The 12881-nt window shown below is 45.6% G+C and carries 10 protein-coding genes; 5 read left to right on the top strand and 5 right to left on the bottom strand.

The features are described from left to right. The first annotated feature begins 321 nt into the window (after positions 1–321). Complete coding sequence (locus tag HBOR_RS19360; RefSeq protein ID WP_013446586.1) at positions 322–2181, top strand: hypothetical protein; 1860 nt, start codon at positions 322–324, stop codon at positions 2179–2181. A gap of 148 nt (positions 2182–2329) precedes the next feature. Here the strand turns inward: HBOR_RS19360 and HBOR_RS19365 are convergent, their stop codons facing one another. Continuing rightward, complete coding sequence (locus tag HBOR_RS19365) at positions 2330–3580, bottom strand: sulfatase-like hydrolase/transferase (RefSeq protein WP_013446587.1); 1251 nt, start codon at positions 3578–3580, stop codon at positions 2330–2332. Positions 3581–3989: 409 nt separating this feature from the next. Here HBOR_RS19365 and HBOR_RS19370 point away from each other — a divergent pair, with 409 nt between their 5' ends. Together HBOR_RS19370 and HBOR_RS19375 are read left to right on the top strand one after the other, a co-directional pair. Further along, a complete protein-coding gene (locus HBOR_RS19370) occupies positions 3990–4886 on the top strand; it encodes a glycosyltransferase family 2 protein (protein ID WP_006055932.1) in 897 nt (298 codons plus the stop codon). A 365-nt stretch (positions 4887–5251) separates the two neighbouring features. Beyond that, entirely contained in the window at positions 5252–6112 is an 861-nt protein-coding gene (locus HBOR_RS19375; RefSeq protein WP_241432387.1) for a glycosyltransferase, read from the top strand. 38 nt (positions 6113–6150) lie between these two features. Here the strand turns inward: HBOR_RS19375 and HBOR_RS19380 are convergent, their stop codons facing one another. From HBOR_RS19380 to HBOR_RS19390, 3 genes are read right to left on the bottom strand one after another with little or no spacing between them, the layout of a single operon-like run. Further along, on the bottom strand, positions 6151–7299 hold the full coding sequence (locus tag HBOR_RS19380) for a glycosyltransferase (RefSeq protein ID WP_013446588.1): 1149 nt from the start codon (positions 7297–7299) through the stop codon (positions 6151–6153). Between the two features lies 1 nt (position 7300). Then, positions 7301–8644 carry a sulfatase-like hydrolase/transferase gene (locus HBOR_RS19385; protein WP_006055935.1) on the bottom strand — a complete coding sequence of 448 codons (1344 nt, stop codon included), beginning with the start codon at positions 8642–8644 and terminating at the stop codon, positions 7301–7303. A gap of 41 nt (positions 8645–8685) precedes the next feature. Then, a complete protein-coding gene (locus HBOR_RS19390) occupies positions 8686–9720 on the bottom strand; it encodes a glycosyltransferase family 4 protein (protein WP_006055936.1) in 1035 nt (344 codons plus the stop codon). A gap of 130 nt (positions 9721–9850) precedes the next feature. On the opposite strand from HBOR_RS19390, the gene HBOR_RS15215 reads away from it, so the two are divergent. Continuing rightward, the gene (locus HBOR_RS15215) at positions 9851–11002 is read left to right on the top strand and encodes a glycosyltransferase family 4 protein (RefSeq protein WP_006055937.1); all 1152 of its coding nucleotides are present in this window, start codon (positions 9851–9853) and stop codon (positions 11000–11002) included. Positions 11003–11191: 189 nt separating this feature from the next. Continuing rightward, positions 11192–11923 carry a UTP--glucose-1-phosphate uridylyltransferase AglF gene (aglF, locus tag HBOR_RS15220; protein ID WP_013446589.1) on the top strand — a complete coding sequence of 244 codons (732 nt, stop codon included), beginning with the start codon at positions 11192–11194 and terminating at the stop codon, positions 11921–11923. 141 nt (positions 11924–12064) lie between these two features. On the opposite strand, the gene HBOR_RS15225 is transcribed toward aglF, so the two are convergent. After that, positions 12065–12877 carry a hypothetical protein gene (locus tag HBOR_RS15225; RefSeq protein ID WP_006055939.1) on the bottom strand — a complete coding sequence of 271 codons (813 nt, stop codon included), beginning with the start codon at positions 12875–12877 and terminating at the stop codon, positions 12065–12067. Positions 12878–12881: the final 4 nt, after the last annotated feature.

Consider the following 12881-nt stretch of genomic DNA (forward strand, 5'->3'; position numbering starts at 1 on the left):
ATGATTATTATATTTGGTGTCTTTAATTCATGGTTAAATTGTATCTCTATTTGTATCCTTTTCTGCGCCAAGTTTATCAATGAGCGAATAGTATTGGCGTTCATAGGGTATTGTGCATACGTTCGATATACTGTGGCCCAATCTATTGATGAGATGCTTTATTCCCAACCTTGTTGTATCTTTGAGTAGATGGCTTTCAGTAGTCTGTATAAAAACTATCTTATGAATGGTAGACTTTGCTTGAAGACAGTTAAATTATCTACGCCTCTTAATTTAGAGATACACCGAGAAGATAATATGTGTTGTCGTTGGGGGTAACTGATGTTGCAAGTATTTCGGAAATTAGATCGGACTGTCGCTTTAACAGGCATTGTTTCCCTTGCTGTTGCATTATTCATTATTGGAACAACACTTGGTCCGGAAACAGCAATAAAAGGGTCATATATGCTCCTAGCTATGGTCTTGGCAACTTTCCTTTATAACCGCAACCCAAGCTGGGATAATAGTTTGACAGTTGGTCTCTCCGCACCCAACATAACGAAATTGATGGTTTTTGTCTTTTTGACTTCAATACTGTTATCATTCACTATTGAGCAACGATGGCTGATTTTAATAACTACTCTCCCGATTGGTTATTACCTTGTCATTAGTGGAATTCATCGTTCTGAGCTACCATCTCCTGCCTGGATATTTATTCAAGTTTCTATTTTATTTTCAATTCCTCTAATCACGGAATTAGTACAAACCGGGGTATATTTTGGAAATGGAGATCTACTTAAGCATAGCCGGTTTGTCACTGAATTAGTCGAACAAGGTACTATTGAAGCGATACCGTCTGATTACAGTTCTCTTCCTGGACTACATCTATTAATTGGACAGATACATACCGTCACAAATTTGCCTGTAATTTTATCCATTAGTGTAACTGGAATCATAGTATATGCTGTCTCCGGAATTGGATTAGTATTTACTCTGGCTAACAGAGTTCTAACTAAACGCTTAGCTTTCTACTCGGTTGTTGTTGGATCTGCTGTGGTTCAGATGACATACTTTTCCCTTTATTTCTTTCCACAGTCGTTGGGAGTTCTTTTATTGATAACTTCTCTTTTTGCCGGAACTGCAGGTAGCATTCAGCAAGATAGAAGGTTAATACTCTTGTCAGTTCTTACGGCAATAATTGTTGTTTTCACACATCATCTTTCACTTATACTATTTCTTCCCATTTTACTGGTACTCTCCATATGCGCCCATCGATCAGTGTTATCTGCTCGAATTGTTACCCCAACAGCACTCGGTTTCTTAGCGGGATTGGCATACTGGTCCCTCCTAGTTGATAATTTCATAACTAACTTTGTGAGCTTTGCTATGGGAACTATTTCTGGGGTTACTGCAAGTAACCAAGGAGCCTCATCGGTTTTCTATTACGGAGTTCAACCAAAATCGGAGACACTTGGAGACGCAGCTTTGAGTTTAATTTCTGTTGATGGTTTATACTATATTGCTATTGCGACTCTCTGTATTATTGGGGTATTGGCTGTTTTGGGAGCAACTTCTAGAGGTTATAGTATCTCTCCATACTTGCTGTTAGCAATCGTTTCTATTCCGTTTATACTGAAAACACCACTTGCGATCAAGTCATTGACTCGGCTGCAACTTCCTCTTGCCTTCTTCCTCTCAATGATTGTAGGACTAGGAATAAAGAATGCACTAAATACCAGAACACGGATAAAAAAAGCAGGAGCTTTATTGACTGTACTCGTGCTATGCGTGACTGGTCCACTTGTTGCCGCCGAGGATTTCTCTGACTCAAATCGCCCTGCCCAATATCAGTTTACAGACTCGGAATATGAGCAACTGAACAGCGTGGGTACTTTCGCTGAACACTCTCGTATGTCAACGACCCTTTGGGCAGACAGACAGGGCCTCTATTCGTTAGGATATACTTCTTCTGGTCGTGTTACCTTACGCCGTTCTGGAATAGAATATCCTGAAGGCGTTTTCATTTATAGAACTCGGTGGCCTGAACATCGAATGTCTGTCACTACAAGTCCAGTATATTCCAATAAGGTCGTGATGTCTGATATGTGGCTTTCGGATAGCATTGAATCCTCACACAAAGTATTTTCATCCGGTCAAGTTGGTGTTATTTGGTCAGGAAATAGAACGACATTGTCTCCGTAGATGGTTATTTAGGTATAACTGTTTAATGCTTTCCGCGATTGGAGAAGCGTGCAACTTAAACTGACGGTTCCCCCCACCTAGCGGTGATTTCCTTGTCGTTGTAATGTGGTATTGCGGCTTTTTCTCTTACTAATAGTTTGTTTTAGTCTTACCGATACCCAAGGGCCTCCAATTGTTCCATTCGCTGCACATCATCGATTCCACGCACGTCCCCTGACATCGTCTTCACGCTAGGGAATGGTTCGCTTCGCACCTTCTCTCGTAGCTCGTTGGTGACAGTTCCGTATTCATCTTCTGTACCATCACGACGTTTGATGACGTATCCATCTGGTCCTGTAACCCGGATTGATGTATTCGATTTGCTGACCGTGAGGCGACTAGACGAATCAAGTAACGGATGCGTATCATCTCGAGGATGACTTTGCTGATCAAGCACTGAAGCGACAGTTGCCGGGATATCTGCATGCTGGACACGGTGCTGAACGATATCACCCGCATGGTTTTCAGAGGGGAATTTGACCGCTAGTGGCACATCAATAAGTTCTTCAACTGGATCGATAGTCATCGGGTGCCACATATAGCCATGTTCACCAAACAGCTCGCCGTGATCACTGGCGAGGATGATAAGCGCGTCATCGTACCAATCTTGTGATTGGAGTTCCAGTAGAGCGCGTCCTAGCCCCCGATCAAGATATCTGACGTTTGCTTCGTAGAGTTCCCAGAGTAGGTCCTGGTGTTCCTTGCTCGGTGGGTCATCTTCACGTTCATAATCGTTCAGATATCCGAGTTTCTCTTTCGTAACGGTTACTTTCGGGCCATCAATGGCACGTTCCGGGATGAACGGTTTGTGTGCGTCCATATAGTGGGCCCAGAGGAATTCCGGAGGGTCTCGGGTTTCTGCAAGCAGCCAGTCCGTCACTACGTCGGCGTCCTTCGCTGGCTTTGAGTACGGTGGTGATTCACTGAGAGATTTATACCAGCTATAGAGTCGTTTGAGAGTCTGTGAATTTTTAACGTGTTCAATTTCTACAATGCGCTCGAATAGTGAACCGGAAGCTTTGTTCTGATGTGTAGGAAGAGAGGTATCTGCAAAATCATCAACCCCACGTGAATAACCACGATCTGCCCGCAGATGGCCGTTATTCGTGAATGCGACTGTGCGCCCATCAAATAACTCGGCAATAGTGGATGTCCCAGATTTGAATTTGCCATCGTCAATAGCTGGAGTACCAGCGATGATCCCAGGGAAGGCGTGTGGTGTGGCGACACCACTAGAGATCGCGTTGGGGAAGCGAGTAAAATCGGATGTAATAACAGGCCATGATTTTGGGAAACATTTTTCATTAAAGACATCTTGCCGAACCGTGTCAATTGATATAAGTATGACAGGACTGATCATGATGTATGGTTAAATTGCTAGTTCTTAATTCTGACTCTTCGTTCTAAGTTAGTAATTCAATCGGTAACTCAGATAAACAGATGCGATATCCTGGGTAGTTTAGATTCATATCGAAAAATTTAGTACATATCCGATAATAACTTATTTAACTGGGTAGTTCGCGGGGGGTTTGCAGTTTGTCGCAATGTATCCGAAATTATTCTCGAGAATATTGAGTGGGGGAACCGTCGATGGTGACGAGACGCTTAGTAACTAGTTACCTTCTTCGACGGTATATATCATGTCGATGCCGAAGACGCGTTCAAAGAATGGGTGGAGATTTGGGATTGCTGATTCTCTTAACCAACTGTTGTTGGACACATCGCTGTTAACATTTATTTCACTTGGTATTAGATAAGTGATTAAAGCCATGACTCAACCGGATGTAGCAGGGATAATACTAAATTGGAATAATTATAAGGATACTTCTGAGTGTCTTCGATCTCTCAATTCATTAGAATATCGAAATTTCACACCGATTGTTATTGATAATGGGTCTACTGATGGTTCTGGTGAGAAAATAAGGGAAGAGTTTCCTGATATTGATGTCTGTCAGACGAATCAAAATTTAGGATTTGCAGGTGGAATGAATGTTGGGATTAATAAGGCTTTAGAGGAGGAATTTTCCTACATTTGGATACTTAATAATGATGTTTTGTTTTCTGATGATAATGTTCTTGGATCCTTAATTCAGACATTAGAAGCTGTTCCAGATGCTGGTGCAGTAACACCGATAGTCAGAGATGAGACAGACTCATCAGGGATTTGGTTTAAGAAGGGTGAAATAAATTGGAAAACAGCAACAGCAGTGCACTCAAATCAGGACTCCGCAACTAACTCTGATTTGATTGAGAATCAATATATTCCTCTTTGCTCTGCCCTTTTTCCAGCTTCTGTTTTCCGGGAAGTCGGTCTTTTGCCAGAAGACTATTTCATGTATTATGAGGACTTAGAATATGGTGTTAGGGTTCGAAATCATGGGTATAAGATTTTCACAAAGACTAGTACCTCAATAATACACGACCAAGGAGGGACAGCAGGTGACCAGTACGATTCTTTGTATTCTTACTACAAACCACGGAATTTAATTTTATTTTCAAGAAAATTTAATACTAGGCTTGATTTAATGTACCCGGTGTGTCTCATATCATGGGTTATCAGTGAAATCGGATTTCGAGCTATCCGAGGATATGCTGTTTCCCCCTTTATTATCGGTCTACTCCATGGTATTCTTGGAAATTCTGGAAAAGGAAAGTATCCAAAATAGGGATTTCATAGAAATAGAACAATGTTTATCAGCCGTTCTGACATTGTTGTGTTTGTTCACAAATGGACATTGTACAAGTGACTCCATTTCCGGTATACCCTCCGTCTAGAGGAGCAGAACACCGGTCCCATGGATTGATGATTGGGATGGATGACAGTGATCGTGTCATTCGTTTCTCGTCGGATCCAATTAGCAGTAATAGAGAGAAAAAGTCTGAAATATCAGATAACTATCTGGAAATCAGATCTCAGAACCTTCTCAGCTCTATTCAAGGATTCGCTCTGAATCAGATTAATGCTCCTCGTGTTTGGGAATCAAATATCTTGGAATATACTAGCTGGGATTCCTTGGAGAACGAGTTACCTATGGCTGACGTGGTTGTAGTAGATCGACCTTGGCAGGTCCCATATATTGCGGAACGGGTTGATCACGATACCCCCCTGGTATATTCTAGCCATAATGTAGAATCGGAATTATATTCTCATCTTGATTCGAGTTACCTCACGAAGGGCCTTCTCACAACCGTACGAGACCTTGAACAAAATGCAATTGAGACTGCTGATCTTACTATTACAATCTCTAGCCGAGATAAAAATATTTACCAAAACAAATTCGACAAATGTGGTGAAATACATGTTGCACCAGCGGCGGGATATAAAAATACCATAGAAGATCAGCAGTCTGCTTCCCCTGCTCTTCCTTTTAATAAAGACAGCTCAGACTTCATTGCTTGCTTTGTTGGCAATGATCATTATCCAAATATTGAAGCGGTTAATGAAATTGCGTCAATGGCGAGGAGAACAACAGATGATGGTGTTCAATACTTAATTATTGGGAATGTATGCGACCAGTTTAGTGAGGATAGCGTTCCTCCAAATATGCACCTTCTCGGTTTTGTTGATTCTATTGAACCATATTATTCACTTTCCGATATTGCACTAAATCCAATTTGCTCTGGTAGTGGTGTTAACATAAAAATGTTAGAATATTTCCAGCAGGGGGTCACAACTTTGTCAACACCCTTCGGTGCAAGAGGGGTTGAAGCTGAACCGGGGGTCCATTATGCACAATCAGATATCTCCAATTTCCCGGAAAAAATAGTTCATCTTAAAAATAATCCCTCTGAAAGAGAAGATATGTCCTCGAATGCTAAATTATTGATCCAAGAAAAATTGAACTGGGAAACTGTATCCAAGAACCTCTTCTCGAAATTGAGGGAATTATAGAACGTTTAGGTCAAATTTATATTCGCTGTTCACTCTCCTTATACTAATTCGTGAAATATTTTTATCAAGTCATCTACGACTTTCTCACTTTTGTGTGACTGAATTCTCTGCTGGGCATTTCTTCCAATATCGTTGGATCGGCTATTGAGCCCTTCCTTTATAGAGTTACAGAGGCTCTCAACGTCCTTTGGGGGTGACAAGTATCCACAAGATTCATCAACAATCTCTGGTATGCCAGAAACAGTTGTAGTAACGGGTGGTGTTTTCATTGCCATTGCTTCTTTAATCGAGACTGGGACGCCGTCTCGGTCTCCGTTTTTTGCGACGACACATGGTAAAAGGAAGAGCTGTGCCTCGTCCATCTCTCTTTTGAGCCGTTCGTCACTCACTCGTCCCAGAAAACTAACCTGATCTTTGATCTTAAGATCTTCAGTTAATTCTTTGAGATATTCTGTCCGTGGTCCTGTACCAATCACTCGGTAGTCCACTTTTGTATCGATATTAGCGATAGATCTGAGTGCGTACTCGATTCCTTTCTTCTCTACGTGGCGGGCAACAGTGAGTATTCTGTTTTCGATATGTCCTTCGGTTGGTTCGAATTTATTCGCGTCAAAACAAGCTGGTACTACATTAACGTCAAGAGTACAGTTTGCTTCTTTTTCCATATACTCCCGATTATATTCTGATATTGTTAATATTCGATCAGAATGGCGATAAAGGTACTCTCGAGTTGGTGTGTGGTCGAAGCCATATAGATCGTACGCGTGCGTCATTAGCGTGTGTGGTAGGTCGTATAACCGAGCAACGTAATTTGCTGGTACCTGTGGTGGCATTGCGAAATGCCCGTGAATATGGTCAATATCAAAGGGTAATGAATCAACATAGGAACTTGCATAGCTTGCATAATATATTGAGTAAGCTTGTCTCAGTGGGTTTTTTGTCCATAATAAGGTTTGATAGAATGTAGGATTCAGTACTTCACTAAATTCTAAGTGACGAAATCCCTTTAGAGATGGCTCTGGTGGGGTAAATGAGTGAATATCTGCAAGTTCGTCGGATGGTTCGTCAGGTGCGTGATGTGAAAATACAGCAACCTGGTGACCACGTTTTCTCAGCTCGCTAATTTCATTCTTCACCCATGTTTCAGAAAGTTTTGGGTAGTTACCGAGATAATAGAGAATATTCATTCTATTGGGTATATCCGAGGGCTTTCAGCTGTGACTTTGCAAATTCACCAGTTTTAGAACGACCTTCGAAATCGTCCCACTTCTGTGGTAACAATGAGATAAGGGCATCTTCATCTATGTCAGCACTGAAGTCAACTCCACTGTCATTTCTAACCTTTCCTGCGAAGGTCACATCATCTGATTTGGAGCGTATTGCCATCTCATCTTTTTGGTAGACTGCTTTACGCTCTACTCCATAACGTGCACCCTCACAAAATACTGCTCGATCAGCTGGAATTGATGACAACCAATTTTGGCCTCCGAATGGTTGTTGTTCAATGGTAAGTGCAGAAATCGTGTTGGGTATATCGATTAGTGATCCCCACCCCCCCTCTGGGAGATATGTTTCTCCATCTGGGGTTTGTATACTCACTGGAACACGAGCTAATTCGTCGAATGGTGTTCCCCCATGTCCAACTCCATAACTTGGTCTTGAGTCTGTAATTCTCTGATCACGTTGCCAATGCTCAAAGTGAGGTTCGCCATGGTCTCCTCCCACAACAATCATGGTATCGTTCTGTATTTCATCAATTAGTTTATTAACTTCATCAGAAACATAATCGAGAGCTGCATGATATAGTTTCATGCGTTCTCTACGGTATCTCTGCGCTTCTTCTCCACCGTCATATTCGTCGGTCCATTTCCCAAACTCACTCAAGAACATCGTTGTATCGATGTCATGTTTATCAATATATTTTGATGGCGGCTCAATTGGATTATGAAGATCTCCAAGATGCAAATAACCAAAGGTACGGGAATGTTTTCTTCGCCAAGAGAGATAATCGCTGATCACTGTTTGGGCACTCTTATCAGCATAAACTCGGTTCTGTTCATACCATCCGTTGGTAGCTAGAAATGGTACGATGAACGCACAACCGGAGTACGTCGAATACCCAGCTGATTCAAAAACGTGGGCTAGCGTGTTTCGGGACTCGTACTGCTTTGGGATTGCGTGGTCTTCTTCTTCGGGGGGTGTGTGTGCAATTGAACCATGTTCGTGGGGATATTGTCCCGTGTGTAGGCTTGTTATCGCTGGGAAAGTCCACGATCCGGGTGTTATGGCACGCCCAAATTCGAGATCGACATCTGGCTCTGCATCTGGGCGGAGTGCATCAATTATTAATACTAATACGTGTTCCGGCGCACTGTCTTGTTTAACATATTTAGTTGACGGTGATTGGTGATTCCAGTCTGCTGATTTAGAGTTATAATAGTAATATAGGGGAGCGACAATCTCCTCTACTTGGTTTGGAATCTTGTTTACTACAGAACTGGCTATTTTATAAGAGAACGACTTATCGGGCATAGTTGAATTACATTGCACCTATTGAAAAATATATGGGCCCTTCAAATTGTTTCATTTATTAATGATATTGTCTTATCGGCTACTTTATTCCAAGAGTAATTCTCTGCTACCTTTCTGCATTCTTGTTCCTTGGTTGATTCTATTCTCTCTAGTCCCTCTGATATCTTGTTTGTAATTATACCTGTCTCTTCTGTAAGAACTTCTCCTGCACCGCATTTATTAGTTGTAATTACTGGTGTACCGCACGAAAGGGATTCCAGAACTATGTTGCCAAAAGCCTCAAACTTAGTTGGATGAATTGTTGCTAGTGCTCCTGAGTACAGTTCCCGAAGTTTCTCCTGTGAAACTCTCCCATGAGTGATAATATTGTTATTCTCAACCTCGGTATCGCCAACAATATGCACCGTATATTCTCCAGATTCAGCATATTTTAGAACCTTAGAAATCCCTTTTCTTTCAGAGGATCCAACAAATAAAACGTAGTCTCCATCTCTCGATGTCGGATAAAATTTGTCAACATCTACGCCGTTGTAGATAACATCTGTCTCTAATTGGGCTTCATAATGTTTTTCCCACGCATTTTTATTCAATTCACTAACAAAAATCCCCTTGTCAGACTTGTGCAGGGATGTTTGGTCGATCCGTTTCCGAATCGGATGTAGAAAAGAGTCACCAATCTTACCAAATGTCGATAAACCATCTCTGATATAAGGACGCGTCTCGGTCACGCAATCATGGTATTTGGTGATAAGATTGAGATGTGGAATCTTGAAGGGAAGTGGTGTATGTGTGATAGCGATATCATATTTACTTGTGTCCAATCTGACTAGCTTACTCCACAATGATACTGGGTATAATAAGTAGTATCCTTTTCTGTATCCAAATTCAACAGGAATAACGTTGATATTTGGATCTACTTCCTTTTCTAGTTCGTTCCAAGATTGGGGACACTTGCCTGCTAATACTGTCACATTATGTCCGAGATTTTGGATCTCATTATATAGGTTTTTGAGGTGATATGATATTCCACCAAGTACATAAGGCGGGAATTCCCGTGAAATCACAAGGATCTCCATTTGGTACCAACTCTGTAATCAATCACTCCCTATTAAACTACTGTCTGTTATTGCTTCCTTCCGATGAAAGTTCCTATGTCGAAATGAATAACTGTGCTAATATCATTTGAGTAGGTGATTAACCTCCTGTATGAACCTCGCCTTCGTCTCGAACGTCGTCTACCCCTTCGTAACCGGCGGTGCAGAAAAACGCATCCACGAAATCGGGACTCGTCTCGCCGCCCGAGGCCACGACGTAACCATCTACGGGCGGCATTTCTGGGACGGCCCGAAAGAGACCACCCACGAAGGCGTCACGCTCCGCGCCGTCGCCCCGGGGACCGACCTCTACACGGATGATCGGCGCTCGATCACCGAAGCAATCGATTTCGCCGCCCGTCTCGCCTACCCGTTGTCGAAGCAACTCCGCAGGAACGAACACGACCTCGTCGTCGCCTCTGTCTTCCCGTACTTTCCCGTTCTCTCTGCGAAACTCGCTGCACTGGGAACCGAGACACCGATTGTCTCCACGTGGCACGAGGTATGGCGCGACTATTGGGATGACTACCTCGGAACGCTCGCCCCGTTCGGGAAGGTTGTCGAACATCTCACAGCGCGGACGCCCCAGCATCCAATCGCTGTCTCGGGAATCACGGCCGACCGTCTCACGGAAATCGGTCCGTCGCGCGACGATATCGAAGTCGTCCCGAACGGTATCGATGTCGAGCAGATACGCAACGCTCCACTCCCCGAGGAGAACGGCGAGAGCGGGTATGATGTACTCTTTGCCGGACGACTCATCGCCGACAAGAACGTCTCCGTACTCATCGATGCCTTTGACTCGGTCGCCGAGAGTCACGACGCAACACTCGGTATCATCGGGGATGGTCTGGAGTTCGACCGCCTCCAGCGTCAAGCACAGCGTATCGATCATGCCGACCGAGTAACCTTCCTCGGATTTCTCGATGCGTACGAAGACGTGCTGGGACACATGCGTGCAGCAGACGTGTTCGCCTCGCCGTCAACGCGCGAAGGATTTGGAATCACCTATGCCGAGGCGATGGCAGCAGACTGCACTGTTATCGGAGCAACCCATCCCGAGTCAGCAGCGAGCGAAGTCATCGGTGACGCGGGCTATCTCGCCGAACCGACCGTCGAGTCCGTCGCTGAATCGCTAGCGCGTGCTCTCGAAGGGGACACTCCACCAACGGATCCGCTCGAACGAGCAACCCGATTCGATTGGGATACCGTGGCCGAACTGGCAGAGAGTGCTTACGAGCGTGCGATGCGTGGTTCGTGGTGAATTGAGGAGCCGTGCGTTCTAGTTGGCCTGTCTCCCGGACGACTTCGTCTCTTCGCCCCGTACTCTCGAACTTGTTGCTCACCGTTACTATCAGGCAGAAACCAAAGCCTACAGCGGGATCGACCCAACAGGGTATCGAAAATGTGAGCGGTGATAAGACCTATACAAGACCACCACACAGTAGCCAGTATGAAAGCAGTTGTCTTAGCTGGTGGTGAAGGGACGCGTCTCCGCCCACTTACTGAAGATAAGCCGAAGGGAATGGTCGAAGTCAATGAGAAGCCTATCCTGACACATTGCTTTGAACAACTCGCCGAACTCGGCGCTGACGAACTCGTTGTCGTCGTCGGCTATCTCAAAGAGCGAATCATCGAGTACTACGGCGATGAATTTCAGGGAATCCCGATTACGTACGCGCACCAGCGAGAACAAAAGGGACTCGCACATGCGCTGCTCACCGTCGAAGAGCACATCGATGACGATTTCATGCTCATGCTCGGCGACAACATCTTCAATGCGAACCTCACCGATGTAGTCAACCGCCAGCAGGAACAACGCGCTGATGCAGCCTTCCTTGTCGAAGAAGTCCCGTGGGAGGAGGCATCTCGCTACGGCGTGTGTGACACGAACAAATACGGTGAGATCACCGATGTCGTCGAGAAGCCGGAGGACCCGCCGTCGAACCTCGTGATGACCGGATTCTACACGTTTACGCCTGAAATATTCCATGCGTGCCACCTCGTTCAGCCGTCGAATCGAAATGAGTACGAGATCAGCGAGGCGATTGACCTGCTGATCCACAGTGGACGGACGATCGACGCAATCGGAATCAAAGGATGGCGGATCGATATCGGCTATCCAGAGGACCGCGACGAAGCCGAAAAACGGCTTAGTAACGAACCGGTAGCGGAAGCACAGTAGTTCTCTCGAAGGGAGACACGACGATAGCCCGACTTCGGGTCTCGAAGTTCGTCTCCGTCCTTCGTAAGCAACGGTTCACCACGTCTCCGTAGTCTCTTGCTATCGACCACAGAAACGCGAATCGAAAAACGGGAGGGCTGTTCAGCGACGAACGCGGAGGCGGATTCCGACCACCACGACGAGCGTTGCGAGTACCGTCACCGCGATTCCGAATCCGGGAGTGGAACTGCTCGTCCCCTGTCCACCGTCACTGGTGTTGGTCGCTGCCGTGTTCTCACGACCGTCACTTTCGCCATCACTGTTGCCGCGATCACCGTCATCGCCGTTGTCGCTACTGTCACTATTATCACCACCACTGCCGCTGTCATCGTCGTTCGCCTTCGTGTCAGTCGTGGTCGTGACCGATTCAGTCCCCGTTCCCGGGCCTGCCGGAGACGAATTCGTCGTCTCCGGTGACGAGTCGCCGGTCGGATCCGATTGGTCGCCCGTTTCGGTTCCACCGCCGTCATTCTCACCTGCTCCATCGTCTCCGCCACCGGTCCCGTTATCACCGCCAGCGGCACTCTCAGGCGCGCTGAGGGCGAGTTCGGTGACGTTTCCGGACGACCACTCGGCGGTTGGTGTCGCCCGCTCGCCGTTCACGTAGAACGTGACAGTCGCTCCGTCGTCGCCGCTGGTTCCGTTGACGACGAGTTTCTCTGCGGCGGCGCTCGCACCGCCGTACACACCCGAATCGTCGGTGACGAGGGTGCCTCGGCGTTCGCCGTCGATTTCGGCTGTAATTTCGGTTCCGGCGGGGGCGGGTTCGCCGCCGATAGTCACGGTTCCGTAATACGCTGCTGGCGTCGGTGGCGGGTTATTCTCCTGTGCGGATGCGACCGGCGCGATGCTGGCCGCACACAGTACTACGCTCGTGATCACAAGTACCGCACCGATTCGAGTGAGTCGAGTCATATCT

Source organism: Halogeometricum borinquense DSM 11551 (assembly GCF_000172995.2).
Lineage (GTDB): Archaea > Halobacteriota > Halobacteria > Halobacteriales > Haloferacaceae > Halogeometricum > Halogeometricum borinquense.

What these genes read in the sequence shown, in the direction of transcription:
- HBOR_RS19360 (WP_013446586.1), top strand. Translation starts at nt 322, where the DNA reads ATGTTGCAAGTATTTCGGAAATTAGATCGGACTGTCGCTTTAACAGGC.
- HBOR_RS19365 (WP_013446587.1), bottom strand. Translation starts at nt 3,580, where the DNA reads ATGATCAGTCCTGTCATACTTATATCAATTGACACGGTTCGGCAAGAT.
- HBOR_RS19370 (WP_006055932.1), top strand. Translation starts at nt 3,990, where the DNA reads ATGACTCAACCGGATGTAGCAGGGATAATACTAAATTGGAATAATTAT.
- HBOR_RS19375 (WP_241432387.1), top strand. Translation starts at nt 5,252, where the DNA reads ATGGCTGACGTGGTTGTAGTAGATCGACCTTGGCAGGTCCCATATATT.
- HBOR_RS19380 (WP_013446588.1), bottom strand. Translation starts at nt 7,299, where the DNA reads ATGAATATTCTCTATTATCTCGGTAACTACCCAAAACTTTCTGAAACA.
- HBOR_RS19385 (WP_006055935.1), bottom strand. Translation starts at nt 8,644, where the DNA reads ATGCCCGATAAGTCGTTCTCTTATAAAATAGCCAGTTCTGTAGTAAAC.
- HBOR_RS19390 (WP_006055936.1), bottom strand. Translation starts at nt 9,720, where the DNA reads ATGGAGATCCTTGTGATTTCACGGGAATTCCCGCCTTATGTACTTGGT.
- HBOR_RS15215 (WP_006055937.1), top strand. Translation starts at nt 9,851, where the DNA reads ATGAACCTCGCCTTCGTCTCGAACGTCGTCTACCCCTTCGTAACCGGC.
- aglF (WP_013446589.1), top strand. Translation starts at nt 11,192, where the DNA reads ATGAAAGCAGTTGTCTTAGCTGGTGGTGAAGGGACGCGTCTCCGCCCA.
- HBOR_RS15225 (WP_006055939.1), bottom strand. Translation starts at nt 12,877, where the DNA reads ATGACTCGACTCACTCGAATCGGTGCGGTACTTGTGATCACGAGCGTA.